Source organism: Streptomyces nigrescens (assembly GCF_027626975.1).
Taxonomy (GTDB): Bacteria; Actinomycetota; Actinomycetes; order Streptomycetales; family Streptomycetaceae; genus Streptomyces; species Streptomyces nigrescens.
In genome coordinates this window covers 5,213,792-5,239,209 of the sequence record NZ_CP114203.1, presented here as the reverse complement: position 1 = coordinate 5,239,209, position 25,418 = coordinate 5,213,792, and the positions used below count along the sequence as shown (strand labels likewise).

Sequence of the window (25,418 nt, the reverse complement as noted above, 5' to 3'; positions counted from 1 at the left end):
GGGACCGGGGCGGCAGTCGGCGGGCAGGCCGCGTCAACGCCTGGCGCAGGAGGGGCTCTCGTGGCCGACGAGGCCGCTCGGCGGCCATCGGTCCCCGCCCATCAGGCGGCCGAGGCCCGTCCAGGCGAAGTTCATCATCATGGCCGCCGTGTCCTTGGCCGACGGATGCTCGGGTTCGCCCGAAGCACCTTCGTCCGTACGGACATTGGCCCACTCGGCGAGCGACTCGGCCGCGCCGACAAGGGCGTGCGCGAGCCCGGCGACCTCGCGTTCGGCCAGCTCGCCGACGCAGCCCGCCTCCTTTGCGGCTGCACCCAGCAACTCCGTGACGAACTCGACGATCCCCGCCCGCATCGAGGCCACTTCACGCGCGAACGGCTCACCGTGCGTCCGCGCCTGCTGGTGGAGTACGGCCCAGCCGTACGGATGCTCGGCGGTGTGCGCGAAGAAACCCTTCAGGCCGCTCCACAGCTGCCGGTCGGCCGCCACCCCCGGCTCGACGGCCGCCGTCACGGCTGCCACCAGAGCCTCCGACTCCCGCCGGATCACCGTGTTGAACAGGTCTTCCTTCGAATTCAGGTAGAGATAGACCAGCGGCTTGGAAACTCCGGCCAGCTCGGCGATCTCGTCCATCGAGGCCGCCCGGTATCCACGCCGTGCGAACGTCAGCACCGCGGCATCCAGCATCTGCTGCTCCCGGACGGCGCGCGGCACCCGCTTGCTCTTCACAGCTCCCACCCTGAATGTCCCTCCATCCCGCCCCTTTACTGCAAAGTAAGTTTACGATCTTCGCTTCCTGCCCCTCATCCCTTGACGCGTTCGCGCCCATGACGAGACGATACGTATCGTCGCGCTGCTCCGTGGTGCGACGCCCTTGTCCGCATCACTTGGAGGACCACCCCATGCAGCAGTTCATCGACGCCGCCCCCGGCATCCGCCTGTGGACCGAGCAGCGCGGCGCCGCCGACGCGGCTCCGCTGCTGTTGGTCATGGGCGCCCAGGCGTCCGGCCTCGGCTGGCCGGAGCCGCTGGTCGACGCGCTGGCCGCGCACCACCGGGTGATCCGCTACGACCACCGCGACACCGGCCGCTCCACCTGGTCCTTCGACGAGCAGCCCTACCGGATCGCCGATCTCGCCGATGACGTGATCGCGGTCCTGGACGGGCTGGGCATCGACCGGGCACATATCGTCGGCATGTCATTGGGCGGCATGCTTGCCCAGATGGTGCTCGCCGACCACCCCGACCGACTGCTCAGCGCCACTCTCATCGGCACCATGGCCCTCAGCACCACCCCCTACACCCGCCCCGACGGCAGCACGGTCCCGGCCGACGCGCTGCCGGGCATCGCACCCGAGGTCCTGGAGCTGTGGGCCCGTCCGGTCGAGGACCACGGTGCGGCGGCCGAGGTGGAGCGCCGGATCGAACACTGGCGCGTACTCGCCGGTGGCCGGCTCCCCTTCGACGAGGACTGCTTCCGTGCCTTCGAGCAGCGCGTCATCGCGCACACGGGGCACCACCGGGTGGGCACCGCGCACGGCCGTGCGGCGGACGACGGCATGCTCCGTACCGACCAGCTCGCCAAGAACGAGGTGCCGGCCCTGGTGGTCAGCGCGCCCGCCGAGCCCGTCTTCCCGCCGCCGCACCCCCAGCACCTGGCCCAGTGCGTCCGGGGCGCGGAGCTCGTCGAGATCCCGGGCATGGGTCATGCGCTGCCGCCCGCCGTACACGCGCCGCTGGCCACGGCGATCCTGGCCCGCACGGGAGCGGTGACGGGCTGAGACCGGTCCCCACCGGGCCCGGCGGCCGGCCCGGCCGGGGGACGACGCCGCCACGCGGATCCAGGCACCGCCGCCGCCCGGCCCCGGGCCGGCTCCGCCCCTGGCGGACCCACCACTCGGCTGGGCTGCCTCACTGACCCCTTAGGTACAGTGCAGGCCAAGTAATCACCCTGTTTCCGCAAAGACTTGGGATGGCGCGGGCACAGGGGGACGCGGCAGGTCAACGGGAGGACGGGGCGAATGGGCGGCACGGGGTACGACGTAGAGAGCACGGCTCTACGTCGCTATGCGAACGCGGCGGACCACGCGGCGGACCAAGTGGAGAAGATCCGGAACCGGGTCGGCAAACTGCAGCTGTCCAGCGGTGTGTTCGGACAGCTGGCGGAGTCCGACAGCCTCAAGTCGGACTACGACACGCAGTCCGAGGAGGCGGTGAACGACCTCCACGACGTCAAGGAATCGCTGGGCGCCATCGCCGACGGGATCCGTCTGACGGCCGAAGCGTACGACAACAACGAGGATGACCAGGTCTACGCCCTCGGCGGGGGAGCCTCGTGAGCCAGGCACTGGAGCGCATCGGGTTCGACGTCGACTGGAGCAACCCGCTGGCGGGTGCGCTCGACTCCGTCATCCGGGGGGCCATCAAGGACCTCGGCCTCGACGAATACCTGGAAAAGGTCAGCGGCGACAACGAGAAACTGCTCGAAACCGCCAGGGAATGGCGAGCCGCCGCCCGTGACATGAACGGCGTCCTCGAGGATCTGCTCGCCGAGCGGAAGACGTTGCAGCGGTCATGGACCGGCGAGGCGTCGGAAGCCTTCGGCGCCACCATGACGGAGTTCGAAAAGGCCCTCAAGGCCGAGGCCGAAGACATGAACACGGTCGCCGAACTCCTCGAAATGGCCGCGGAGGCGTGCGCCGAGGCCGAGGAAACGATGATCGTGCTGATCACCGAGATCGTCGAGGCCCTGCTGGTCGCGGCCGCGACGGCGGCGATCGTCGCGATTCTGACCGCTGGTGTCGGCGCCGCGATCGGTCCGCTCATCGGCGCCGCGGGGGCCGCGCACCGTGCGATGAAGGCCGTACGGATCACCGCGAAGCTGGCGGACAAGCTCAAGGATCTCGCCGACCGGATGCGGGCGGTGCAAAAGCTGCGGCGGGCGCGTATCAAGGCCAAGGCGCTGTGGCGGAACAAGAACGCCCGCAAGAAGATCAACAAGAACCTCAAGCGCATCGGCAACAAGGTGGTGGGCGCCAAGGCGGTCGGTGCCGTCATCGATGCGGGGCCGCTGGCGAACAGCGTCCTCGAACACCACACCGGCGTCGACGTCGGCGAGTGGGTCTCCGAGAAGACCGCCGGTGTCACCGAGAAGGCCCAGGAGGCGGGTAACGCGGCCGAGCGTGCGATCAACGACACCACCGGCCTCAAAGAGGTCCACATCGGCGACAAGAGCTGGGACGTCGAGCATCAGACCCCCGTCGGCCCGAGCGCCCCGAAGGCCGAGCAGCCGACCGAGCAGCAGAAGCAGTACGCCGACCGGCCCGACTCCGAGCGCTTCACCGACCGCCTGGCCGACAGCGCAGCGCGGTCCAAGCCCGTCCGGGAGGTCTTCGGATGAGTCTGCGGGTCGCCTGGGGGAGGGTGCCGTACAAGGAGGCGAGGGAGCGCGCGGCGCAGGCGCTGCCGGCCGGGGAGCGTCTCGTACAGAGCGAAGTCGCTCTCCCCGGGCGGAAGTTGCCCAAGCCGTGGCGGTGGAACCGCCCCCGCGTCCTGGCCGGCCGGCGTCTCCCGGGCGACCGCTGGGAAGGCACCAAGCGGGCCTTCTGGTCGGTCTACTGGCGTATCGACGCGATCCTCGAACCGATCCCCGATTTCTTCGGGGGGCGGCGCCCGAAGGGCAAGGCGCTCAAGGGCGGCTGGGGAAGCCTGGCGGGCGGGCTGGCCACCGCGCTGTGGCCGCGCGTGCCGACCACGGACGCGCTGCCGGTGCTCCAGCTCACCGACCGCCGACTGCACGTCAGCTATGTCCAGCGGGGCCGCCGCCGCGGAGAACTGGGCGCCGTCGAGCCGGGCTGGAGCGCGGCGCCGGAGCAGGTGGCCTGGGTCCGGCACCGTACCGACATCGACGCCGACAGCTTCGAATTCGGCTTCACGGACGGCTCCTGGGCCCGGGTGAATCTGCCGAGCCAGCACGCCGTGTACTTCACGGAGTGCTTTCCCCGGGCGGAGGCGGGACGGCCTTAGCGGGGCGGCGTTAGCGGGGCGGCCTTAGCGCGCCGGGCGCCACCGGCCTCCCGGCGAGGCTGTACGTACGGATGCGCCCCGGTCCTTGGATCCAAGGACCGGGGCGCATCGGTGTGACAGGCCGAGAACTACGCAGGAGTCGGCACCGGCACGGAGACCTTCTCGTCCGTGCCCTCGGCACCGGCCGTCTCCACGCTGATGCTCCGGGCTCCGTTGTAGGCGTCGCGGTCGAGGATCTTCTCCCGGGCGGACACCAGGATCGGGATGACCGCCTGACCGGCCACGTTGGTGGCCGTCCGCATCATGTCCAGGATCGGGTCGATGGCCATCAGCAGGCCGACGCCCTCCAGGGGCAGGCCCAGTGTGGACAGGGTCAGCGTCAGCATGACCGTCGCGCCGGTCAGACCGGCGGTGGCGGCGGAGCCGATGACGGAGACGAAGGCGATGAGGAGGTAGTCGCCGATGCCCAGGTGGACATCGAAGATCTGCGCGATGAAGATCGCGGCGATCGCCGGGTAGATCGAGGCGCAGCCGTCCATCTTGGTCGTCGAGCCGAACGGCACCGCGAAGGAGGCGTACTCACGGGGCACGCCGAGGCGCTCGGTGACCTGCTGGGTGACCGGCATGGTGCCGACCGAGGAGCGGGAGACGAAGGCCAGCTGGATGGCGGGCCAGGCGCCGCGGAAGAACTGCAGCGGGTTGACCTTGGCGACGGTCGACAGCAGCAGCGGGTAGACCCCGAAGAGCACCAGGGCGCAGCCGACGTAGATGTCGACGGTGAAGGTCGCGTACTTGCCGATCAGGTTCCAGCCGTACGTCGCGATGGCGTTGCCGATGAGGCCGACGGTGCCGATCGGGGCGAGGCGGATGACCCACCACAGGGCCTTCTGGAGCAGTTCGAGGACCGAGCGGCTGATCGTGAGGACGGGCTCGGCCTTCTCGCCGAGCTGCAGCGCGGCGATACCGGCGACGGCGGCCATGAAGACGATCTGCAGGACGTTCAGCTCGGTGAACGGCGTGATGATGTCGGTGGGGACGATGCCGGTCAGGAAGTCGATCCAGGAGCCGGCCTCGTCGGGGGCCTTGCCGTCCTTGGGGGTCAGGCCGGTGCCCGCGCCGGGGTTGCTGAGCAGGCCGATCGCCAGGCCGATCGCGACCGCGATCAGCGAGGTGACCATGAACCACAGCAGGGTGCGGGAGGCGAGCCGGGCGGCGTTGTTGACCTGCCGCAGATTGGTGATCGACACCAGGATCGCGAAGAAGACCAGTGGCGCCACGGCCAGCTTCAGCAGCTGGACGAAGAGATCGCCGATGTGCTGCAGCGTGGTGGTGAGCCAGCCGACGTCACCGCTCTTGGCGATCCAGCCGAGCAGCACGCCCAGGGCGAGACCGGCCAGGATCTGCGCCCAGAACGGGATCTTGGGTATGCGGGAGGACCGGGGACTCTGCGGGGCCTGTGAAGACTCGGTGGTCTCGGCAGACGTGGACAACGGACACACTCCGGGGACAGGTGAGGGACGTCAGGGGACGGCGAAAAGAAGCGCCGGGAACTCGAGCGGCTGCGGAGCAGCTGCGTTGCGGGCCTCTCCCGCCCGGAGGGGTGGGGAGAAGGATCTCCGGCCGCTGGAGAAGAGAGGTCAGCGGCGGCAACAGGCCGCGGACATACAGCGGCAGAGATCGACATGCAGGCGCGCCACGAGCGGAGTGCTCATGGGGGACGGGGGCGCGGCTGCTGTCTTCATGACGAGCACGTTAACACTTGAACTTTGAGGAACCCAAAGAAAATCTTTGGGTTCCCGGGAGGGCCGTGCGCCGGAGTCTCCGTCAGAAACGCGACAGGCGCCCGGCCGTGGAGCAAAGTCCACGGCGACGGGCGCCTGTCGCGGAGGTGCGGCTGTGAGGCGTCTTACATAAAGGTCCAGGCCTTCAGAGCAGGCCGTCCTCCTGGCCGGCGTTGGCCGCGAGGCGCTCACGCTGGCGGTCGACCTTGGCGACGATCTGCTCGGACATCGCGTCCCGCTGCTTGCGCAGCAGCACAAAGCTGAGCGGCGCGGAGATCACGATGGCGAGCAGCAGCATCCACACGGTGTTGGCGGCGCCGATGGCGAGCGGAATGATCCGGAAGTACGCCAGCACCCACACCACGGCGAACGAGGCGACGAAGAGGCCGATGCGAAGGGCGGTGTAGCGGAGCGTGGCGAAGTTGTGGCTACTCACGGATGGGACCTTCTCCTCAACGGCAACCTAAAGGGTCTGCATCCAGTCAAGCACAGCGCTTCGGGCGATCTTCGCGGCCCCCGCCGCAGCCCGGCCCTGGCGCGGGCCCGGCCCCTCGGCGGCCCGCCCGGCCCGGCGGCCGGCCCGTCAGCCCAGATCCAGCCACATGGTGATGTCGTCGCGGTAGTCGTCGTCGGCCACCCGGATCGCGCCGGGCACCCGGCCGACCTCCTGGTAGCCGCAGGCCTCGTAGAAGGGGCGGGCGCCGGAGCCGCCGCGGCAGGTGAGACGGAGGGCGGTGATGCCCTCGACGGAGCGGGCGGCGTCGGCGACCGCCGTCATCAGCCGGCGGCCGGTGCCCCGGCCCTGGAGGGAGGGGTGGACCATGACGGTGTAGACCCACAGCCAGTGCTTCATCAGACGGTGGCTGTTGGTGGTGAGGAACGCCGTGGCCAGGACCCGGCCGTCCGCGTCGCGGCCGGCCACCAGGTGCTGGCGGCCCTCGGCCATGGCCGTCAGGTGCTTGAGGAGCTCCGGGCGGACGTCCTCACGGGTCACCGGCGGGACGAATCCGACCGCGCCCCCGGCGTTGGAGACATCGGCCCACAACGCGCATATTCCGTCATGGAGTTCGGGGGTGAGGGAAGGGTCCAGGTCGAAACGCACGTTCATGACCCGGACCCTAACTCTCGCCGTCGGCGGTGCTCCCGCGCAGGTCAGACGCGCATCGGCTGCGGGGATTCGCGGCGGTCCGGGTCCGGGCCCGGGTACTCGCGGATGGCCTCGTAGCGGGTGTTGCGCTCGACGGGGCGGAAGCCGGCGTCGCGGATCAGGTCCAGCAGGTCCTCACGGGTCAGCTTGTTGGGCGTGCCGTAGTTGTCCGCGTCGTGCGTGATCTTGTACTCGACGACCGAGCCGTCCATGTCGTCCGCGCCGTGCTGCAGGGCGAGCTGGGTGGTCTGCAGACCGTGCATGACCCAGAAGCACTTGATGTGCGGGACGTTGTCGAAGAGGAGGCGGGAGACCGCGAAGGTCTTCAGGGCCTCGGCGCCGGTCGCCATCGTCGTCCGGGCCTGGAGCTTGTTGCGGACCTTGCCGTCCTGCATGTCCACGAAGTCGTGCTGGTAGCGCAGCGGGATGAAGACCTGGAAGCCGCCGGTCTCGTCCTGGAGCTCACGCAGGCGCAGCACATGGTCGACGCGGTGGCGGGGCTCCTCGATGTGCCCGTAGAGCATCGTCGAGGGGGTCTTGAGGCCCTTCTCGTGGGCGAGGCGGTGGATGCGCGACCAGTCTTCCCAGTGGGTGCGGTGGTCGACGATGTGCTGCCGGACCTCCCAGTCGAAGATCTCGGCGCCGCCGCCGGTCAGTGACTCCAGTCCGGCGTCGATCAGCTCGTCGAGGATCTCGGAGGCGGTCAGCCCGGAGATGGTCTCGAAGTGGTGGATCTCGGTGGCGGTGAAGGCCTTGAGGGAGACGTTCGGCAGGGCCTTCTTCAGCTCGCTGAGCGAGCGGGGGTAGTAGCGCCACGGCAGGTTGGGGTGGAGCCCGTTGACGATGTGCAGCTCGGTGAGGTTGTCGTTCTCCATCGCCTTGGCGAGGCGGACGGCCTCCTCGATGCGCATCGTGTACGCGTCCTTCTCACCCGGCTTGCGCTGGAAGGAGCAGTAGGCGCACGACGCGGTGCACACATTGGTCATGTTGAGGTGACGGTTGACGTTGAAGTGGACGACGTCGCCGTTCTTGCGCGTGCGCACCTCGTGGGCGAGGCCGCCCAGCCATGCCAGGTCGTCGGACTCGTAGAGGGCGATACCGTCCTCGCGGGTCAGCCGCTCCCCGGCGTGGACCTTCGCCTCCAGCTCGCGCTTGAGGCCCACATCCATCGACGCAGCCATCCGGTCGCCTCCCAGTCTCTGCCGTATCGGTGCCGTTCTTCGGAGCCCGAAACGGGCTTCGTCGAGCGTACTCCCCCGTAATGAGGGCGGACGGGGCCCCCTGGCCACCCGTCCGCTCCGGTGTGTCCCGCCGGCGCCCGGTGGCCTATTCGGCCTCTTCGGGCAGTTGGCCGACGCGGTTCTCCCACTTGGTGGAGAGCACGATCGTGGTGCGCGTACGGGAGACGCCCTTGGTGCCGGACAGCCGCCGGATGGTGCGCTCCAGACCGTCCACGTCACCCACCCGCACCTTGAGCATGTAGGAGTCGTCGCCGGCGATGAACCAGCAGTCCTCGATCTCTTCGAGGGCGCGCAGGCGCTGCGCGACGTCCTCGTGGTCGGTGGCGTCCGACAGCGAGATGCCGACCAGCGCGGTGACACCGAGGCCGAGCGAGGCGGCGTCCACCGTCGCGCGGTAGCCGGTGATCACACCGGCCGCTTCGAGGCGGTTGATCCGGTCCGTGACGCTGGGCCCGGAGAGGCCGACGAGCCGGCCGAGCTCCGCATACGAGGCCCGCCCGTTCTCGCGAAGTGCCTGGATGAGCTGCCTATCCACCGCGTCCATGCCCTCAAGCCTTCCAATCTTTACGCATATTCGGGTTCTGCATGTAGAATCTAAGGCATACAGGGCTTCTACCCTGCGAATCTTTCAGACGATCAAAGACGATCTCACAGGAGTTGTCACCGTGTACTCGATCGAGATGGCCTACGCCCGCATGCGCGAGCTGCAGGACCAGGCCAATCGTTCACGTGCCCACCGGTCCGCGGCACCGCGGGCCCGGCGCCTCTTCGGCCGCGCCGCGGCGAAGAAGCGCTAAGGAGCCTCCGGGGCCTCCTCCGCATCCTTGGAGCCACCCCGCAGCTCCCCCTCCCACCGCCGGTACAGCCCGTGCGGCACCTCGGCCGCATCGAGCGCCCGGCCCGCGACGAAGTCCACCAGATCCTGGATGTGCGTCGCCCCCGCATAGAACGCCGGTGAGGCGGGCAGCACCACGGCGCCCGCCTCGTCCAGCGTCACCAGATGCTTCAGCGTCGGACCGTTCAACGGCGTCTCGCGCACCGCGACCACCAGCCGCCGCCGCTCCTTGAGGGTCACGCTCGCCACCCGCTGCAGCAGATCCTTCGACAGCCCGAGCGCCACTCCGGCCACACACGCCGTGCTCGCCGGGACGATCAGCATCCCCTTCACCGGATACGAGCCCGACGAGGGCCCGGCCGCCAGATCCCCGGCCGGCCAGTACCGCACATCCGCCAGGTCCGCCTCCGTCACCGGAAACGTCGCCGGTTTGCCATCGGCTCCACGCGCCAGCCATTCCCGCAGGTCAGCGCGCCAATGAGCATCCCGGAAGGCAATGCCCGTCTCGTCCAGGAGGGTCAGCCGCGACGCCCGGCTGACGATCAGGTCCACCGCCTCCCCGGCGGCGAGCAACCCGCGCAGGACGGACGCGGCATACGGCGTCCCGGACGCGCCGGAGATCCCCACGACCCACGGCCGGCGTCGGCCGGGGCCCTGCTTACTGGTGTCGTTGTGCGGCGGCTCCACGCATCGAGCCTATCCGGCGGAACCATGGACCCCCTCACGGCCGTTCCTACGTGTGCGCCCCTCGCGCAGCCCCGCCGAGGGCCGCCCCACCGGGGGACGAGAAAGGGACGGCCGGAGATGACATCACGCGCGAAGCCCGCGGTCTGCCTGATGCTGGGCTGGGTGGCCCTGCTCTGGCTGCTGGAGGGCGTCGACTTCGCCACCGGCGGCGCGCTGGACACCTTCGGGATCGCCCCGCGCGAGCCCGCCGAGCTGGCCGATGTGGTGCCCGCCGCCTTCCTCCACTTCGGCTTCGGCCATCTCGTGGCGAACACCCTGCCGTTGCTGCTGCTCGGCCTGGTCGCCGCGCTGCGCAGCGGGGTGCCCCGCTTTCTCGCCGTCACCCTGCTGATCATCCTCACCAGCGGGCTGGGCGTCTGGTTCACGGCCGCGCCGGACAGCAACACCGCGGGCGCCTCCGGTGTCGTCTTCGGGCTCTTCGGCTATCTCCTGGTGCGCGGCTTCATCGAGCGCAAGCTCCTCGACATCGGCATAGGCCTGGTGGTCGGCGTGCTGTACGGCTCGATCCTGTGGGGCGCGCTGCCCACCGACAGCGGCATCAGCTGGCAGGGGCATCTGTTCGGGCTGATAGGCGGGGTGCTGGCGGCCTTCGTCTTCCGGGTGCGCGCTCCCGGCCACCTGACCGCCGCCGATGTCCGGCCCATCACGTAGCCTCGGGCCGAACGGGAGGTGCGGGGCCGTGCACACGGCCCCGCACCGCGCGCCGCGACGCGCGAGACGCAGCACTTACGGGGTGAGCAGAGCATGTCCGACCACTACCAGCCCGGTTACGGTCCACCGCCCGGCGGGCCGCAGCAGCCGTACGGGACACCGCAGCAGGGCTGGCCCGGCGCCGCACCCGGCCAGCCGGGCGGCTACGGCTACCCCGGCACGCCGCCGCAGCCCGGCTACGGCACCCAGCCGCCCACGCCTTCCTCGGGCCCCGCGATGTGGTCCCACCTCGGCGCGCTGCTGACCGTCACCGCGGGCACGATGATGTGCTGCGGCCTGGGCGCCTTCCTCGGCTGGATCTACCCGCTGTCCCTGCGCGGCAACGAGCGCCACAAGCACGACCCGTACATCCGCCACCACGCCACCCAGGCGGTGAACTACGGCATCACCCAGGCCATCATGGCGGCCCTCGGACTGGTCCTGTACGTCGCCAGCGCCCTCATCTTCGCGGCGGCCGCCACGGAGGAACAGCGCAACAGCTCCGGCCTCGCGGTCCCGCTGCTGACCGTGATCGTCATCTTCGGCGCCTACGCCCTGTCCGGCGTGGTCTGCGCCGTCATCGGCACGGTCAAGGCCACCCGCGGCGAACTCTGGACCTATCCGCGCCTGATCGCCTGGCCCCTCAGCAAGGGCTGAGGGACGTTCAGCAAGGGCTGAGGGACGTCCGGGCTCGGCGTCGCCCCGCACGGTTCACCGCCGCGGCCCGCAGCACACCGCAAGGAACCGATCACTCTCCGTAATCGTTGCCGGATAAGAGGAGGCAGCACACCCGGCCCGGACGGAGGGACAGCATGGGGCGGACAGCGGAACAGCACGGGGTGGGCGGCGGAACAGCATGGAGGGGGTGGCGGTGCAGCACGGCGCGGTCCGCCCGCTCTACGGCGCGGCCGACCACCGACAGCGGCCGACCAGCAACCGTCAGAGGCCGACCAGCAACCGTCAGACCGTCAGCCCCCGCACCAGCAGGTCCAGCAGCGCGCAGACGAAGAGCGCGATCCCGATGAACCCGTTGACCTGGAAGAACGCCCGGTTCAGGCGGGTCAGGTCATGCGGCTTGACGATCGTGTGCTCGTACAGGAACGCCGCCGCCACGATCACCAGGCCCAGCCAGAGGAACACCCCCGCACCGGTCGCCACGGCGTACCAGGCGAAGAGCGCCGTCGTGACGAGGTGACAGCCGCGCGCGCCCCAGACCGCGGCCGGGATGCCGAAGCGGGCCGGGACCGACAGCACGCCGATCTCGCGGTCCGTCTCCACGTCCTGGCAGGCGTAGATCAGGTCGAAGCCGCCGATCCAGATGCCGACCGCGAGGCCGAGGATCACCGCCTCCCAGGACCAGGTCGCGCTGATCGCGAGCCAGGCGCCGATCGGGCCCATCGCCTGGGCGAGGCCGAGGATCGCCTGCGGGAAGTTGGTGAACCGCTTGCCGTAGGGATAGACCACCATCGGCACCACTGCGAACGGCGCGAGCGCCAGGCACAGCGGGTTCAGCAGGGCGGCGGCGCCCAGGAAGACGACGAGCGCGATCAGCGCGCCCGTCCACGCGGACTTCACCGAGACCGCGCCGGTGACCAGTTCCCGTTGCGCGGTGCGCGGGTTCCGGGCGTCGACCTCGCGGTCGATGATGCGGTTCGCGGCCATCGCGAAGGTGCGCAGGCCGACCATGGCGACGGTGACGAGGAGCAGCGGGCCCCACTGGATGTGCCGGCCGCCCTCGTACATCGCGGTCAGCGCAGCGATGTAGGCGAAGGGCAGCGCGAAGACCGAGTGCTCGATCATCACCAGGCGCAGGAAGGCCTTGGTGCGGCCCGGCTGCGGGACCGCTGCGGATGCGCTGCTCACGAGAGGCCGTACTCCTTCCAGCGGCGGTCGACCAGCGCCGCCGTCCGCGGGTCGGACTCGACCATCTCCGGCCAGCCCCCGTCCCTCGTGTAGCCCTCCTCGGGCCACTTCTTCGTCGCGTCGATACCCGCCTTGCCGCCCCAGAACTGCTGGTAGGAGGCGTGGTCGAGATGGTCGACGGGACCTTCGACGACGGTGAGGTCGCGGGCGTAGTCGGTGTTGCCGAGCGCCCGCCAGGAGACCTCGTGGAGGTTGTGCACATCGCAGTCCGCGTCCACGACCACGATCAGCTTGGTCAGCGACATCATGTGCGCGCCCCAGATGGCGTGCATGACCTTCTGCGCGTGCTTGGGGTACTTCTTGTCGATCGAGACGATCGCGCAGTTGTGGAAGCCGCCGGACTCGGGGAGGTGGTAGTCCACGATGTCCGGGACGATGATCTTGAGCAGGGGGAGGAAGAAGCGCTCCGTCGCCCGGCCCAGCGGGCCGTCCTCCGTCGGCGGCCGGCCGACCACGATCGACTGGAGCAGCGGCCGCTTACGCATCGTCACACAGTCGATGGTCAGCGCCGGGAACGGCTCCTGCGGTGTGTAGAAGCCGGTGTGGTCGCCGAACGGGCCCTCGGGCAGCATCTCGCCGGGCTCCAGCCAGCCCTCGATGACGACCTCGGCGTTCGCCGGGACCTGGAGCGGGACGGTCTTGCAGTCGACCATCTCGATCCGCTTGCCCTGGAGGAAGCCCGCGAAGAGGTACTCGTCGATGTCCCCGGGCAGCGGCGCGGTCGAGGCGTACGTCACGGCCGGCGGGCAGCCGAAGGCGATGGCGACCGGCAGCTTCTCCCCGCGCTTGGCGGCGACCTGGTAGTGGTTGCGGCTGTCCTTGTGGATCTGCCAGTGCATACCGATGGTGCGCTTGTCGTGGCGCTGCAGCCGGTACAGGCCGAGGTTGCGCACCCCGGTCTCCGGGTGCTTGGTGTGCGTCAGCCCCAGGTTGAAGAAGGAGCCGCCGTCCTCGGGCCAGGTGAACAGCGCCGGGAGCCGGTCCAGGTCGACGTCGTCGCCGCGGAGCACGACCTCCTGTACGGGCGCTTCCTTGACCTTCTTCGGCGGGACGTGCGTCATCCCGGCGAGCTTTCCGAACGCCTCGCGCACGCCGACGAAACCGTGCGGCAGCTCCGGCTTGAGCAGCCCGCCGATCTTGCCGCTGATGTCCTCGTAGGACTTCAGGTCGAGCGCCTTCAGGAGCCGGCGGTCGGTGCCGTAGACATTCATGGCGAGCGGCATCGCCGAGCCCTTGACGTTCTCGAAGAGCAGCGCGGGACCACCGGACTTCTGCACCCGGTCCACGATCTCGCCGACTTCCAGATACGGGTCGACCTCGGCCTTGATGCGCTTGAGGTCGCCTTCCCGCTCAAGTGCGCGCAGGAACGAACGAAGATCGTCGTAAGCCATGCGTTCCAGTATCGGGTACGCACTACCCTGGACGGGTCACCGGGCCCCGCCGAGGGCCCGCCGTCGCGCGCAGGGGGCCCGTTCCGCAATGCTCAGGTATCTGCCGTTCCTACTGGTGCTGGCGCTGTGGATCTATGCGTTCATCGACTGCCTGAACACCCCCGAATCGCAGGTGCGCGGTCTGCCCAAGGTGGTCTGGGTCCTCATCATCCTGCTCTTCGGCGAGGTACTGGTCGGGCCGGTCGCCTGGCTGGTGGCGGGCAAGCAGCGGCAGCCGGTGAAGGGTGGCGGCAGCACACCGTCGGAATGGCACCGCAGGCACCGTACGAAGTTCGTCGCGCCGGACGACAACCCCGAGTTCCTCCAGTCCCTCAAGAAGGAGAACACGAAGGACGAGGCGCTGCTCAAGGACTGGGAGGCCGATCTGCGCCGCCGCGAGGACGAGCTGCGCCGCAAGGAGACGAAGCCGGGCGAGTCGAACGGCCCGGACGAGCCCCAGCCGCCCACCAAGGGCTAGCGGCTTCTCTCCCCCCGCCCTGCCTTCGACCGCCCACGCGGCCGTCCGTAGGAGGCCATGGCCCGTCGTCACGGTCCCGTCGTACGCCACGGTCCCCGCACGCCGCAGTCAGTCATGCGGCACAGTCACCCGTGCGGCACAGTCAGCCATACGGCACGAAATCGGCCCGTACGACGCCGCACCGGCGGTCACCCAGGCGTACCGTGACCTCATGGACCGCACGCAGGACTGGGGGCAGGACCGCGACGAGTTCCGGCTGCACGGCAGCGTCGACGGCCACAGCGACCCGACCGGGCACCCCGACCATCTGCAGGAACAGGCCCGCGCCATGCTGGCGACGGCGGTCGCCGAGGCACGCGCCGGACTGGCCGAGGGCGGCATCCCGGTCGGCGCGGCGCTCTACGGAGCGGACGGCACCCTGCTGGGCCGCGGCCACAACCGCCGCGTCCAGGACGGCGACCCCACCCTGCACGCCGAGACCGCGGCCTTCCGCGCGGCCGGCCGCCGGCACAGCTACCGCGGCACGACGATGGTCACCACCCTCTCCCCCTGCTGGTACTGCAGCGGCCTGGTCCGCCAGTTCGGCATCTCCCGGGTGGTCATCGGCGAGGCCCGCACCTTCCACGGCGGCCACGACTGGCTGGCCCGGCACGGCGTACGGATCGTGCTCCTGGACGACACCGAGTGCGCGTCGATGATGCGCGACTTCATCCGGGCGAGCCCGGAGCTGTGGCGGGAGGACATCGGCGACGAGTGAGGGGCGGAGGGGCGGGCCGTCGCGCCCGTCCAGGCCCACCGTCCCCCACAATTCGCTGGCTCCAGCCCCCGCGCTCCCGCCAGGATGAGCCGTCATGAGCACCAGCCCCGACGTCCCCGTACAGGCCGCGCACGCCCCCGTGGACCCCGCACACCCCGCCGAGCCCCACCGCCGGATCCGCGCGCTGTATACGGAGCGGACCGTCACCGTCTACCAGGCCTACTCCCCCGCGCTGGGCGTTCCGGCCGCGCGGGACGGGCGTTTTCCCGCGGCCTGGAAGCGGGAGCGGATGACATGGATCAAGCCCTCGTTCCTGTGGATGATGTACCGCTGCGGGTGGGGTACCAAGGCGGATCAGGAGACGGTGCTCGCCGTGGAGATCGGGCGGGACGGGTTCGACTGGGCGCTGGGGAATGCCTGTCTGTCGCATTTCGACGCCGATGAGCACGCCGACCGCGGGGTGTGGCGGCGGGAGTTGAAGAGGTCGCCGGCGCGGGTGCAGTGGGATCCGGAGCGCGATCTGTGGTTGCGGGCGCTGCCGTACCGTTCGCTGCAGCTGGGGCTGGCGGGGGAGGCGTCGCGGCGGTATGCGGACGAGTGGACGCTGGGGATCACGGATGTCACCCCGCTGGCCCAGGAGGTCCGTGCGCTGGTGCGTGCCGGGGAGACCGCGGCGGCCGCCGCGCTGCTGCCCGAGGAGCGTCCCTACCCTGCACCCGAGGGAACTCCGGGCCTGGGCCGCGTGTCCTGACGTCGCGTCATAAACACGTAGTGGGGGTGGCGCGCGGTCCGCCGTGCGCTGCTTCGTGTGGCGTACGGGACGTAGCGAGGTCCGGCCAACTCAGCGCCGTTCACAGCCAATTGACGCCTCATTCAGCAACCTCCCCCTGCCCGGGAGACTCAGCCGCCGCCACAGTCAAGTCGGCCCACTGAGGGCTCCCGCGACTCAGGGAGAGTGGCACATATGCCTGACATGACCCGACGAAGACTCCTCGGCTCCGCGGCCGGCACGGTCGGCGGCGCCGCCGCGCTGTCGCTGCTGCCGCCCAGCGTCCAGAAGGCCGTCGCCGCCGGACCAGCACGTCACGGCTCACTGCACGACGTCGAGCACGTCGTGATGCTCATGCAGGAGAACCGCTCGTTCGACCACTACTTCGGCACCCTGCGCGGCGTCCGTGGCTTCGCCGACCCGGACGCGCTGACGCTGCCGGACGGCCGTTCCGTCTTCCATCAGCCGGACGCGCAGAACCCGGACGGCTATCTGCTGCCGTTCCGCCTCAACACGCACACCACCAGCGCGCAGGCCATCCCGTCCACCAGCCATGCCTGGTCGGTGCAGCACGAGGCGTGGAACGGCGGGAAGATGGACCGCTGGCTGCCCGCGCACCGCAAGGCCGACGGCATCAACGGGCCGTACGTGATGGGCTATCACACCCGCGCGGACATCCCCTTCCAGTTCGCCCTCGCCGAGACGTTCACCCTCTGCGACAACTACTTCTGCTCGGTCTTCGGCCCGACCTGGCCCAACCGGCTCTACTGGATGACCGGCACCCTCGACCCGGGCGGCACCCTGGGCGGGCCGGTGCTGAACAACACCGCGCCCCGGCCGTACCGCTGGACGACCTACGCCGAGCGGCTGGAGGCGGCGGGCATCAGCTGGAAGGTCTACCAGGAGGAGGACGACTACGGCTGCAATCTCCTGGAGCAGTTCCAGACGTTCCGGGACGCCAAGCCCGGGGAGCCGCTCTACGAGCGCGGGATGCGGGCGCAGCCGGCCGGCGCCTTCGAGGACGACGCCCGCGCCGACCGGCTGCCGGCGGTGTCCTGGCTGATCCCCACCAGTCATCAGTCCGAGCATCCGGACTATCTGCCGGCCGCGGGCGCCGACTATGTCGCCAAGAAGATCGAGGCGATCGCGTCCAACCGGAAGGTGTGGGCCAAGACGGTCTTCATCCTCAATTACGACGAGAACGACGGTCTCTTCGACCATGTGCCGCCGCCGGTGCCGCCCCCGGGGACGAAGGACGAGTTCGTCCGGGGCCTGCCGATCGGCGGCGGCTTCCGGGTGCCGTGTCTGATCGTGTCGCCGTGGACGGTGGGCGGCTGGGCCGCCGGTGACCCCTTCGACCACACCTCGGTGCTGCAGTTCCTGGAGCGCTGGACGGGCGTCGCGGAGCCGAACATCAGTGACTGGCGGCGGTCCGCCTTCGGCGATCTGACCTCGGCGTTCGGCTTCCGGCATGCGGCGCGCCGGCCGCCGTGGCTGCCGGACGACACCGCGCAGCAGCTGGTCGAGGCGCAGTGGGAGGTGGCGCATCTGCCGAAGCCGACGCTGCCGGGCGGCGGGCAGCGGCCGCCGCGCCAGGAGCGCGGCCGGCGCCGGCGGCGCTGAGGGGCGCGGTCGGCGCCGGGGGCGCGGGCCTGGCGCTGAGGGCGCGGGGCCGGGCGCGCCGTTCCCCGTGAAACGACGGTGCCGTACGGGGGCCTCAGGACGAGGCCTCCCGTACGGCACCGGGGTGGCGGTTCGCACCGCCGTGGATCACGCCGGCGGTGGGACCGCTGCGGTCAGACTCCCGCGTACGAGTGCAGGCCCGTCACGAAGATGTTCACGCCGTAGTAGTTGAACAGGTAGCAGGCGAAGGCGATCAGGCCGAGCCAGGCGGCCTTGCGTCCCTTCCAGCCGGCGGTGGCGCGGGCGTGCAGATAGCAGGCGTAGGCGACCCAGGTGATGAAGGACCAGACTTCCTTGGGGTCCCAGCCCCAGTAGCGGCCCCAGGCGGCCTCGGCCCAGATGGCGCCCGCGATGATGGTGAACGTCCACAGCGGGAAGACGGTGGCGTTGATGCGGTAGGCGAACTTGTCGAGCGAGGCGGCCGAGGGCAGCCGCTCCAGCACGGAGGTGGCGAAGGCGCCGGGCTGCTTGCCCGTCGGGTCGGCGAGCTTGGCCTCGTGGCGGTCGCGGAAGAGGAACAGCCCCGTGGAGACGGCACCGAGGTAGAGCGCCGCGCCGGAGATGATCGCGCAGCTGACGTGGATCCACAGCCAGTACGAGTGCAGCGCCGGCACCAGCTGGTCGCTGGCGGTGTAGAGCACCGAGACGGCCAGTCCGAGGTCCAGCAGGACGCTGGTGACCAGCGGGAGGCCGATCCAGCGGACGTTCTTCTTGAGCACGAGCAGCAGCAGGAAGAGGCCCACCGCGACCGCGGCGAAGGTCGTGGAGAACTCGTACATGTTGCCCCAGGGGGCACGCTGCACGGACAGGGCGCGGGTGACGACGCCGCCCACGTGCAGCGCCCAGGCCAGCACGGTCAGCGAGATGGCGATCCGCCCGTAGAGGTCGCCCTTCTCGGTGCCGCCCGCGGCGCCCGGCCCGTCGGGGACGTCGCGGCTGCCGGGGACGGACCTGCTGATGACCTTGGGGCGCTCCAGTACGGCGGTTCCGGCGGAGCCGCTCGCACCGGCCCGGGCGGACGCCGCCGCGGGCGCCTTGGCCTGGGCGGTCAGGGCGGCGGCGGTGCGGCCGACCTTGCTGCGGCTGCCGAACACCCACTCGGCCATGTGGGCGAGGAAGGCGAGCGTGTAGACCGCCATCGCCGAATAGACCAGCATGTTGCTGTTGTGCGCCATTGTCTCGTTGGCTGCGGCAGCGAGGTTCACGCGCGCGCTCCTTCAGAGGGGTCAGCAGGTCCGTCAGAGTCAGTGGGCTCCGCGGGGTCTTCGGAGTCGGTGCCGGTGTCCGGGGCCGGTCCGGGCTTCGGGTCGGGTGCCGGGCCGTCGTCGCCGGTGGCCGGGGCGAGGGGGGCGTCGGGCTCCAGCGCCAGCGCGAGCTCGGCGAGCTCCTCCGGCAGCCGGGCGGACTCGCTGCGGCCGAGTCCGGCCAGCTCGACGACGGTGCGGCCGTCGGCGTCCGCTTCGGCGCGGATCCACACCCGGCGCCGCTGGATGAACAGCGAGCCGGCCAGGCCGACCAGGGCCGCGGCCGCGCCGGTCAGCGCGAGGCCGTTGCCGGGCTGGTGGCTGATCTTGAAGCTGGCCCAGCTCTTGATGCCGGTGAACTCGATGCTGCCGTCGCCGTTGGGCAGCTTCATCGTCTCGCCGGGCAGCATCATCTTGGCGACCGGGCGGCCCTTGTCCTTGTATTGCTTGAGGCGCTTCTTGTCGAGCTGGTAGACGTTCTGCGGCAGCCCGGAGCCGACGCCCAGGTCACCGTGGTAGGCGGTGAGCGTCAGCACGGGGTAGTCCAGCGCCGGGAACTGGGAGAACATCGAGCCGGAGCCCTTGCCGCCGAACGTCGGCACGAAGAAGCCCTGGAAGCCGAGCTGATTGCGCTTGCCGTCCTCGGTCTGCGCGCCGGGCACCTTCACCACACCGGTCGAGGTGAAGTTCTTGGGGTCCTGCGGGAGGAAGGGCACCGCGCCCTTGTAGACGACCTTGCCGCGGCCGTCCTTGACGGTGACCTCCGGCGAGTAGCCGTGCGAGAGCAGGTAGACCTTCGAGCCGGCGATGTCGAGCGGGGTGTTCACCTCGATCGCGGTCTTGTGCTCCTTGCCGTCCGCGCCGGAGAAGTACGTGATGTGGGCGCGGAAGATCCGCGGGGTGCCCTTCTGCGGGCCGGACCGCTCGTAGGTCGCCTCGAACTTGTTGAGCGTGAAGCCGAACGGCTCCAGGGTGTCGGTGTCGAAGAAGGCACCGGACTTGAAGTCGTCGTACTGGGTGAGGCTGTTGGCGAAGCCGTCGCCCTCGGTGATCAGCTTGCCGCCCTCGGACTTCCACAGGCTGCCGACGGCGAACGCCACCAGCATCACGATCAGCGCGAGGTGGAAGACGAGGTTGCCGACCTCCCGCAGATAGCCCTTCTCGGCGGCGACGGCGGTGCCGTCCAGGTGGGCCCGGAACCGCCGCTTCTTCAGCAGCCGCTGCGCCGCCCCGAGGACCTCCTCGGGCGCCGCGTCGGTGCGCCAGGTGGTGTACGCGGGCAGCCGGGTCAGCCGGCGCGGGGCGGCCGGCGGGCGGCCGCGGAGCTGTCCGACGAACTGCCAGCTGCGCGGCACGATGCAGCCGATCAGCGAGATGAACAGCAGCAGGTAGATCGCCGAGAACCACACCGAGCTGTAGACGTGGAACATCCCGAGCTTGTCGTAGATGTCGGCGAGGGTGGTGTGCTCGCTCTTGAACTGGTCGACCTTGACCGGGTCGATGCTGGTCTGCGGGATCAGCGAGCCGGGGATGGCGCCGACGGACAGCAGGAAGAGCAGCAGCAGCGCGACCCGCATCGAGGTCAGCTGCCGCCAGAACCAGCGCGCCCAGCCGAGGGGGCCGAGCGAGGGGAGGGTGACATCCTCCGTGGGCGCGGTCGAGAGCTGGGACCCGGCCGCGCCGAGATCGCTGCCCGTGTCGGCCGCGGGGCCCTCGTCGCGGGGGGTGCCGGTCTTGGTGGACATCAATCAGATCCCAACGGTGGAGCTTTGCGTCCAGGCCTGCACCTCGGACATCAGACTGTCCCAGACGCCGGTGACGAGGAGGATGCCGAGCGCGATCATCATGCCGCCGCCGAGCCGCATGACCAGCAGGTAGTGCCGCTTGACCCAGCCGAAGGCGCCGAGCACCCGGCGGAAGGCCAGCGCGACCGCGATGAACGGCAGGCCCAGGCCCAGGCAGTACGCCACGGTGAGCAGGGCGCCGCGGCCGGCGCTGGCATCGTAGAACGTGAGCGTGCTGACGGCGGCGAAGGTGGGGCTCAGGCAGGGCGTCCAGCCGACGCCGAAGAGCACCCCGAGCACCGGCGCGCCGGCCAGGCCCATGGCGGGCTTCTTGTGGAAGCGGAATTCGCGCTGCCCGAAGTTCTTGAGGACGCCGGCGAAGGCCAGCCCGAGCAGGATCATCAGCACGCCGAGGACGCGCGAGATGACGTCCTTGTACTCCTGGAGGTCCCGGCCGACGAAGCCGAAGAGCGCGCCGCCGGAGACGAAGACGGCGGTGAAGCCGGCGACGAAGAGGCCGGCGCCGGCCAGCATCCGGCCGCGCCGGGCCTCGCCGAGGTCGGTGCCGGTGACGCCGGTGACGTACGACATATAGCCCGGCACCAGCGGCAGGACGCAGGGCGAGAAGAACGAGACGAGTCCGGCGAGGAGCGCGATGGGGGCGGCGGCGAGGAGGGTGCCGTTGAGGACGGTCTGGTTCTCCGCGGCGGCGGCGAGCAGGGTCACGTGATCACTTCTCGGCGATCAGCGGTTCGACCATCTTGCGCAGATCGTCCTCCGCGAGCGGGCCGATCGAGCGCGCGGCGATCTTGCCCTGCCGGTCGATGGCGATCGTGGAGGGGATGGACTGCGGGTTGAGGCTGCCCTTGGGGAAGCGCAGCATCAGCCGGCCGGTCGGGTCGAACAGGCTCGGGTAGGGCACCTTGTGCTCTTCCTCGAAGCTGGTCGCCTGCGACTTCTCGGAGTCGCGGGTGTTGATCCCGAGGAACTGGACGCCCTTGTCCTTGGTCTCGTTCGCGACCTTGGAGAAGTTCGGCGCCTCGGCGATACAGGGGCCGCACCATGATCCCCAGACGTTGAGGATGACGACCTTGCCCTTGTAGTCGGCGACGTCCAGCTTCTTGCCGGTGGTGCTCTCACCGGAGAGCTCGGGCGCCGGCTGCCGCTCGCCCTTCTTGACGGTGTCGACACCGTTCTTGCCCTGGACGAAGCGGGTCTGGGCGGAGCCGCCGGAGGCGCCGTCGCCGCAGGCGCTCAAGGTCAGCGCGGCGGCCGCGGCCCCTGCGGCGAGCAGGGCGACGCGGCGGCGGCTCGTGAGGCGGCGTGGGGCGCGGCAGGCACTCATGTGAAAAGTTTCGCATGGGCCATTTCCGGATCTTCCACGCCCCCCTCACCGGCCGCGTCCCCGCGCGAAGGGACCTGTCAGGCCGCGGTCAGATAGGACTTCCAGCCGCCGGACGGCCGCTGTCCGACGGGGATCCTCTGGAGCTTGCGCAGCACCTCCGGGTCCTGTGCGTCGATCCAGTCGGTGAACTGCCGGAACGACACCAGACGGACATCCCGGTTCTGCTCATTGGCAATGTGCTTGATCGCGGCCTCGACGGCGTCCATATAGATGCCGCCGTTCCACTGCTCGAAATGATTGCCGACGAAGAAGGGCGCACGGTTGGTCTCGTACGCCCGGCGGAATCCGGAGATATATGCGTCGGTGGCCTGCTGCCGCCAGCCCGGGTAGTTGACCGGCGGGGCCTTCGTCGAGTGCTTCGACTGATTGGCGAGGAGGTTGTAGTCCATCGAGAGGACCTCGAAAGAGTGCCCCGGGAACGGGATCTGCTGGAGCGGGAAGTCCCAGAGGCCCATTTTCTTCTTCGGCCACATCTGCACTCCACCGGGTGAACTGGCGTCATAGCGCCAGCCGAGTTCCCTGGCGGTGGGCAGCAGATTTTTCTGCCCGAGGAGGCATGGCGTACGGCTGCCGACCAGTTCTCTCCGGTAGTCGAAGGGCAGCGGCTCCAGATCGGTGAATCCGGTGTTGGTCCGCCACCTGGTGACGAAGTCCATCGCCTGGTCGATCTCGGACTGCCACTCCTGCGGGGACCAGTGCCGGACGGCGCCCGAGCCGGAGCAGAAGTGCCCGTTGAAGTGGGTGCCGATCTCATGGCCGTCCAGCCAGGCCTCCCGCAGGTACCTGAGGGTCTCCTTGATGTGGGCATCGCTGAGGTAGCCGATGTCGGAGGCGCCCCGCGGATTGTTCGGCGGTTCGTAGAGGTGCTTTTGGGATTCCGGGAGGAGATACACCCCGGAGAGGAAGAAGGTCATGGCCGCGCCATGGTCCCGGGCGAGCTTGAGAAAGCGGGGGAAGAGGCCGTTGCCGACCTCTCCCGCACCGTCCCAGGAGAAGACCACGAACTGCGGCGGGGTCTGACCGGGCTCCAGCCGTTCGGGGGATTTCGGCTGATGGGGCTGGGCTCCGGAATTCGCTGTCGAGCCGTCACCGATGAGCTTGGGGCGGGCCTGGACGGAGTTCTTCACGCGCTGCTTGTTGGCTCCCGCGTCCGGGTCCGGCGAGGAGCAGCCGCCGACGACCGGCGCCGCGGCTGCCCCAACTCCCATACCCAGCAGGTTTCGCCGGCTGATCGCGCGCATACCCTCGTCCCCTCGTGCTCGCCGAACTCAATATCCATATAAACGGACAACCGAGTGGAGGGCATGTTGAGCGTCGGGGGATCCGGGTTCAATCGCTCAGGTATTTCATTCTGCGGGCTTTTGACGTTGCGCCAAGTGATGCACCGTCAGGCCCCGAAGGCCTTGGCCTTTCCCTTGACGGGTTTGGCGCCCGCCAGAAGATGGGAGGGAACCAGGTCGCGCGCCGGTTCGCTGTACCCCACCGAAATGATCTTGTCGCCGTGGAAGGTGAACGACGTCAGCGAGGCCAGCGTGCACTGCCGCCTCCGCGGGTCGTGCCACAGCCGCCGCCGCTCCGCGAAGCTGCGCACGATCCAGATCGGCAGCTGATGGCTGACCGCCACCGCCTCGTGGCCCCGCGCGGCATCGCGCGCCGCGCCCAGCGCCGCCATCATCCGTACGACCTGCTCGATGTACGGCTCACCCCAGGACGGCCGGAACGGGTTCGTCAGGTACTTCCAGTTCCCCGGCTTCTTCAGCGCACCGTCGCCGACCCCGAAGGTCTTCCCCTCGAAGACATTGCCCGCCTCGATGAGCCGCTCGTCGGTGGCGAGCTCCAGACCGTGCGCACCGGCGACCGGCGCCGCGGTCTCCTGCGCACGCTCCAGCGGCGAGGCGACGACATGTGTGATGTCCCGCTCCGCGAGATGCTCCGCCACCCGGTCGGCCATCTTCCGCCCCAGGTCGGAGAGGTGGTAGCCGGGGCGGCGCCCGTACAGCACGCCGTCGGGGTTGTGCACCTCGCCGTGCCGCATCAGATGCACGACGGTGATGTCTTCGCTGCTCATGTCACCCATTCATTCAGTCGTCTCAAGCGGTCGCCGGCCCGTGCGCCCGCAGCCGTCTCAGGCCGTCGCCCCGGCCGCGGCGCGCGCGGCGGCCGGCAGGGCGGCGGCGATCCGCTCGACGGCCGCCGTGTCGTGCGCGGTCGAGACGAACCACGACTCGAAGGCGGACGGCGGGAGGTAGACGCCCTGCGAGAGCATCGAGTGGAAGAAGGCGGTGAAACGGAACGCCTCCTGCGCCTTGGCCCCCTCGTAGTCGGTCACCTCGGCGTCCGTGAAGAAGACCGTGAACATGTTCCCCGCGGCCTGGACCCGGTGCGCCACGCCCTCCTTCGCCAGCGCCGCGGTGACCAGGCCCCGCACCTCCGCCGAGACCGCGTCGACCTTCTCGTAGGCGGCGTCGTCCAGCAGCCGCAGCTGCGCGACACCGGCGGCGGTGGCGATCGGGTTCCCGGACAGGGTGCCCGCCTGGTAGACCGGGCCGGCCGGGGCGAGGTGCGCCATGACGTCCGCACGGCCGCCGAAGGCCGCGGCCGGGAAGCCGCCGCCCATGACCTTCCCGAAGGTCATCAGATCCGGACGTACACCGTCGATCCCGTACCAGCCGGCCTTGCTGACGCGGAAGCCGGTCATCACCTCGTCGGAGATGTAGAGCGCGCCGTCGGCGGAGCACAGATCCTTCAGGCCCTGGTTGAAGCCGGGCAGCGGCGGCACCACGCCCATGTTGCCCGGCGAGGCCTCCGTGATCACACAGGCGATCTCCCCCGGGTGCGCGGCGAACGCGGCCCGCACCGCCTCCAGGTCGTTGTAGGGCAGCACGATGGTGTCGCCGGCCTGCGCGCCCGTGACCCCCGGCGTGTCGGGCAGCCCGAAGGTCGCCACGCCCGATCCGGCCGCGGCCAGCAGCGCGTCCACATGCCCGTGGTAGCAGCCCGCGAACTTGATCACCTTCGGCCGGCCGGTGAACCCGCGGGCCAGCCTGATCGCCGACATCGTTGCCTCGGTGCCGCTGGAGACCAGCCGCACCTGCTCGACCGGCTCGATCCGGGCCACGATCTCCTCGGCCAGCTCGACCTCGCCCGCGCCCGGCGTACCGAAGGACGTACCGCGGGCGACGGCCTCCTGGACCGCGGCGATCACCTCGGGGTGCGAGTGACCGAGAATCATCGGTCCCCACGAGCACACGAGGTCGACATACTCACGGCCGTCGGCGTCGGTGAGGTACGGACCGGTACCGGACACCATGAACCGGGGCGTACCACCCACGGCGCGGAACGCCCGCACCGGAGAGTTGACGCCGCCCGGCGTCACGGCGGACGCACGGTCGAACAGCGACTGCGAAACAGGGGCTTCATACGGAAAAGACACGGTGATCCTGACCTGCATAAACGGAGGGAGGGCAGCGGCGCGTGG

General features: G+C 69.9%; 27 protein-coding genes. 11 read left to right on the top strand and 16 right to left on the bottom strand.

Annotation, left to right across the window (positions count from 1 at the left end; all coding sequences use genetic code 11):
• Nucleotides 1-33 precede the first annotated feature (33 nt).
• Entirely contained in the window at nt 34-738 is a 705-nt protein-coding gene (locus STRNI_RS23435; RefSeq protein WP_266450175.1) for a TetR/AcrR family transcriptional regulator, read from the bottom strand.
• A gap of 164 nt (nt 739-902) precedes the next feature.
• On the opposite strand from STRNI_RS23435, the gene STRNI_RS23430 reads away from it, so the two are divergent.
• The 4 genes from STRNI_RS23430 (at nt 903) to STRNI_RS23415 (ending at nt 4,026) form a co-directional block, all read left to right on the top strand.
• On the top strand, nt 903-1,781 hold the full coding sequence (locus STRNI_RS23430; protein ID WP_277411949.1) for an alpha/beta fold hydrolase: 879 nt from the start codon (nt 903-905) through the stop codon (nt 1,779-1,781).
• 240 nt (nt 1,782-2,021) lie between these two features.
• Nucleotides 2,022-2,339: a DUF2563 family protein gene (locus STRNI_RS23425; protein ID WP_018090988.1), complete on the top strand. Its 318-nt coding sequence runs from the start codon at nt 2,022-2,024 to the stop codon at nt 2,337-2,339.
• Nucleotides 2,336-3,400 carry a WXG100 family type VII secretion target gene (locus STRNI_RS23420; protein ID WP_277411948.1) on the top strand — a complete coding sequence of 355 codons (1,065 nt, stop codon included), beginning with the start codon at nt 2,336-2,338 and terminating at the stop codon, nt 3,398-3,400. The genes STRNI_RS23425 and STRNI_RS23420 overlap by 4 nt, the downstream gene beginning before the upstream one ends.
• Complete coding sequence (locus STRNI_RS23415; protein ID WP_159487697.1) at nt 3,397-4,026, top strand: hypothetical protein; 630 nt, start codon at nt 3,397-3,399, stop codon at nt 4,024-4,026. The genes STRNI_RS23420 and STRNI_RS23415 overlap by 4 nt, the downstream gene beginning before the upstream one ends.
• A 128-nt stretch (nt 4,027-4,154) precedes the next feature.
• Here STRNI_RS23415 and STRNI_RS23410 read toward each other — a convergent pair whose 3' ends face one another.
• The 5 genes from STRNI_RS23410 to STRNI_RS23390 form a co-directional block, all read right to left on the bottom strand.
• On the bottom strand, nt 4,155-5,516 hold the full coding sequence (locus STRNI_RS23410) for a dicarboxylate/amino acid:cation symporter (protein ID WP_109890664.1): 1,362 nt from the start codon (nt 5,514-5,516) through the stop codon (nt 4,155-4,157).
• A 436-nt stretch (nt 5,517-5,952) separates the two neighbouring features.
• A complete protein-coding gene (locus tag STRNI_RS23405) occupies nt 5,953-6,243 on the bottom strand; it encodes a DUF4229 domain-containing protein (protein ID WP_093645035.1) in 291 nt (96 codons plus the stop codon).
• A gap of 147 nt (nt 6,244-6,390) precedes the next feature.
• The gene (locus tag STRNI_RS23400; protein WP_277411947.1) at nt 6,391-6,915 is read right to left on the bottom strand and encodes a GNAT family N-acetyltransferase; all 525 of its coding nucleotides are present in this window, start codon (nt 6,913-6,915) and stop codon (nt 6,391-6,393) included.
• A 44-nt stretch (nt 6,916-6,959) separates the two neighbouring features.
• Nucleotides 6,960-8,123 (bottom strand): aminofutalosine synthase MqnE, encoded by a 1,164-nt coding sequence (gene mqnE / locus STRNI_RS23395; RefSeq protein WP_109890668.1) that lies wholly within the window; start codon nt 8,121-8,123, stop codon nt 6,960-6,962.
• A 157-nt stretch (nt 8,124-8,280) separates the two neighbouring features.
• Nucleotides 8,281-8,739, bottom strand: coding sequence for an Lrp/AsnC family transcriptional regulator (locus STRNI_RS23390; protein ID WP_018090995.1), 459 nt, complete (start codon nt 8,737-8,739; stop codon nt 8,281-8,283).
• 121 nt (nt 8,740-8,860) lie between these two features.
• Here STRNI_RS23390 and STRNI_RS23385 point away from each other — a divergent pair, with 121 nt between their 5' ends.
• On the top strand, nt 8,861-8,992 hold the full coding sequence (locus STRNI_RS23385) for a hypothetical protein (RefSeq protein WP_018090996.1): 132 nt from the start codon (nt 8,861-8,863) through the stop codon (nt 8,990-8,992).
• Here STRNI_RS23385 and STRNI_RS23380 read toward each other — a convergent pair.
• Complete coding sequence (locus STRNI_RS23380; protein WP_093645031.1) at nt 8,989-9,717, bottom strand: UbiX family flavin prenyltransferase; 729 nt, start codon at nt 9,715-9,717, stop codon at nt 8,989-8,991. The two genes, STRNI_RS23385 and STRNI_RS23380, sit on opposite strands and share 4 nt — an antisense overlap.
• Before the next feature lie 117 nt (nt 9,718-9,834).
• Between STRNI_RS23380 and STRNI_RS23375 the strand changes: the two genes are divergently transcribed.
• Entirely contained in the window at nt 9,835-10,428 is a 594-nt protein-coding gene (locus STRNI_RS23375; protein ID WP_093645029.1) for a rhomboid family intramembrane serine protease, read from the top strand.
• A 93-nt stretch (nt 10,429-10,521) separates the two neighbouring features.
• Nucleotides 10,522-11,124 carry a DUF4870 domain-containing protein gene (locus STRNI_RS23370; protein WP_018090999.1) on the top strand — a complete coding sequence of 201 codons (603 nt, stop codon included), beginning with the start codon at nt 10,522-10,524 and terminating at the stop codon, nt 11,122-11,124.
• A gap of 303 nt (nt 11,125-11,427) precedes the next feature.
• Here the strand turns inward: STRNI_RS23370 and mqnP are convergent, their stop codons facing one another.
• Together mqnP and STRNI_RS23360 are read right to left on the bottom strand one after the other, a co-directional pair.
• Nucleotides 11,428-12,330, bottom strand: a complete 903-nt coding sequence (gene mqnP, locus STRNI_RS23365) for a menaquinone biosynthesis prenyltransferase MqnP (protein ID WP_018091000.1) — start codon at nt 12,328-12,330, stop codon at nt 11,428-11,430.
• The gene (locus tag STRNI_RS23360) at nt 12,327-13,781 is read right to left on the bottom strand and encodes a menaquinone biosynthesis decarboxylase (protein ID WP_018091001.1); all 1,455 of its coding nucleotides are present in this window, start codon (nt 13,779-13,781) and stop codon (nt 12,327-12,329) included. Before STRNI_RS23360 ends, mqnP begins: the two co-directional genes overlap by 4 nt.
• 88 nt (nt 13,782-13,869) lie before the next feature.
• Here STRNI_RS23360 and STRNI_RS23355 point away from each other — a divergent pair, with 88 nt between their 5' ends.
• The 4 genes from STRNI_RS23355 (at nt 13,870) to STRNI_RS23340 (ending at nt 17,447) form a co-directional block, all read left to right on the top strand.
• Entirely contained in the window at nt 13,870-14,298 is a 429-nt protein-coding gene (locus tag STRNI_RS23355) for a PLD nuclease N-terminal domain-containing protein (protein WP_266450165.1), read from the top strand.
• 211 nt (nt 14,299-14,509) lie between these two features.
• Complete coding sequence (locus STRNI_RS23350) at nt 14,510-15,055, top strand: nucleoside deaminase (RefSeq protein ID WP_323182535.1); 546 nt, start codon at nt 14,510-14,512, stop codon at nt 15,053-15,055.
• Between the two features lie 94 nt (nt 15,056-15,149).
• Complete coding sequence (locus STRNI_RS23345) at nt 15,150-15,806, top strand: DUF4291 domain-containing protein (RefSeq protein WP_277411946.1); 657 nt, start codon at nt 15,150-15,152, stop codon at nt 15,804-15,806.
• A gap of 213 nt (nt 15,807-16,019) precedes the next feature.
• Nucleotides 16,020-17,447, top strand: a complete 1,428-nt coding sequence (locus STRNI_RS23340; RefSeq protein WP_159487687.1) for an alkaline phosphatase family protein — start codon at nt 16,020-16,022, stop codon at nt 17,445-17,447.
• Between the two features lie 173 nt (nt 17,448-17,620).
• Here the strand turns inward: STRNI_RS23340 and ccsB are convergent, their stop codons facing one another.
• The 7 genes from ccsB to hemL form a co-directional block, all read right to left on the bottom strand.
• The gene (gene ccsB, locus STRNI_RS23335; RefSeq protein ID WP_277411945.1) at nt 17,621-18,712 is read right to left on the bottom strand and encodes a c-type cytochrome biogenesis protein CcsB; all 1,092 of its coding nucleotides are present in this window, start codon (nt 18,710-18,712) and stop codon (nt 17,621-17,623) included.
• Nucleotides 18,709-20,496: a cytochrome c biogenesis protein ResB gene (gene resB, locus STRNI_RS23330; RefSeq protein WP_266450158.1), complete on the bottom strand. Its 1,788-nt coding sequence runs from the start codon at nt 20,494-20,496 to the stop codon at nt 18,709-18,711. The genes ccsB and resB overlap by 4 nt, the downstream gene beginning before the upstream one ends.
• A gap of 3 nt (nt 20,497-20,499) precedes the next feature.
• The gene (locus STRNI_RS23325) at nt 20,500-21,261 is read right to left on the bottom strand and encodes a cytochrome c biogenesis CcdA family protein (protein ID WP_262040097.1); all 762 of its coding nucleotides are present in this window, start codon (nt 21,259-21,261) and stop codon (nt 20,500-20,502) included.
• Nucleotides 21,262-21,265: 4 nt separating this feature from the next.
• Entirely contained in the window at nt 21,266-21,880 is a 615-nt protein-coding gene (locus STRNI_RS23320) for a TlpA family protein disulfide reductase (RefSeq protein ID WP_018091009.1), read from the bottom strand.
• Between the two features lie 77 nt (nt 21,881-21,957).
• Entirely contained in the window at nt 21,958-23,181 is a 1,224-nt protein-coding gene (locus tag STRNI_RS23315) for a hypothetical protein (protein WP_277411944.1), read from the bottom strand.
• 146 nt (nt 23,182-23,327) lie between these two features.
• Entirely contained in the window at nt 23,328-24,008 is a 681-nt protein-coding gene (locus tag STRNI_RS23310) for a histidine phosphatase family protein (RefSeq protein WP_127151759.1), read from the bottom strand.
• A 57-nt stretch (nt 24,009-24,065) separates the two neighbouring features.
• Nucleotides 24,066-25,373, bottom strand: a complete 1,308-nt coding sequence (gene hemL, locus STRNI_RS23305) for a glutamate-1-semialdehyde 2,1-aminomutase (protein WP_266450150.1) — start codon at nt 25,371-25,373, stop codon at nt 24,066-24,068.
• Nucleotides 25,374-25,418: the final 45 nt, after the last annotated feature.

Coding starts and splice junctions, on each gene's coding strand:
- resB (WP_266450158.1), bottom strand. CDS start 20,496: ATGTCCACCAAGACCGGCACCCCCCGCGACGAGGGCCCCGCGGCCGAC.
- STRNI_RS23315 (WP_277411944.1), bottom strand. CDS start 23,181: ATGCGCGCGATCAGCCGGCGAAACCTGCTGGGTATGGGAGTTGGGGCA.
- STRNI_RS23360 (WP_018091001.1), bottom strand. CDS start 13,781: ATGGCTTACGACGATCTTCGTTCGTTCCTGCGCGCACTTGAGCGGGAA.
- STRNI_RS23345 (WP_277411946.1), top strand. CDS start 15,150: ATGAGCACCAGCCCCGACGTCCCCGTACAGGCCGCGCACGCCCCCGTG.
- mqnE (WP_109890668.1), bottom strand. CDS start 8,123: ATGGATGTGGGCCTCAAGCGCGAGCTGGAGGCGAAGGTCCACGCCGGG.
- STRNI_RS23350 (WP_323182535.1), top strand. CDS start 14,510: ATGGACCGCACGCAGGACTGGGGGCAGGACCGCGACGAGTTCCGGCTG.
- STRNI_RS23340 (WP_159487687.1), top strand. CDS start 16,020: ATGCCTGACATGACCCGACGAAGACTCCTCGGCTCCGCGGCCGGCACG.
- STRNI_RS23370 (WP_018090999.1), top strand. CDS start 10,522: ATGTCCGACCACTACCAGCCCGGTTACGGTCCACCGCCCGGCGGGCCG.
- STRNI_RS23310 (WP_127151759.1), bottom strand. CDS start 24,008: ATGAGCAGCGAAGACATCACCGTCGTGCATCTGATGCGGCACGGCGAG.
- STRNI_RS23430 (WP_277411949.1), top strand. CDS start 903: ATGCAGCAGTTCATCGACGCCGCCCCCGGCATCCGCCTGTGGACCGAG.
- STRNI_RS23355 (WP_266450165.1), top strand. CDS start 13,870: ATGCTCAGGTATCTGCCGTTCCTACTGGTGCTGGCGCTGTGGATCTAT.
- STRNI_RS23400 (WP_277411947.1), bottom strand. CDS start 6,915: ATGAACGTGCGTTTCGACCTGGACCCTTCCCTCACCCCCGAACTCCAT.
- STRNI_RS23320 (WP_018091009.1), bottom strand. CDS start 21,880: ATGAGTGCCTGCCGCGCCCCACGCCGCCTCACGAGCCGCCGCCGCGTC.
- STRNI_RS23375 (WP_093645029.1), top strand. CDS start 9,835: ATGACATCACGCGCGAAGCCCGCGGTCTGCCTGATGCTGGGCTGGGTG.
- STRNI_RS23415 (WP_159487697.1), top strand. CDS start 3,397: ATGAGTCTGCGGGTCGCCTGGGGGAGGGTGCCGTACAAGGAGGCGAGG.
- STRNI_RS23390 (WP_018090995.1), bottom strand. CDS start 8,739: ATGGACGCGGTGGATAGGCAGCTCATCCAGGCACTTCGCGAGAACGGG.
- STRNI_RS23425 (WP_018090988.1), top strand. CDS start 2,022: ATGGGCGGCACGGGGTACGACGTAGAGAGCACGGCTCTACGTCGCTAT.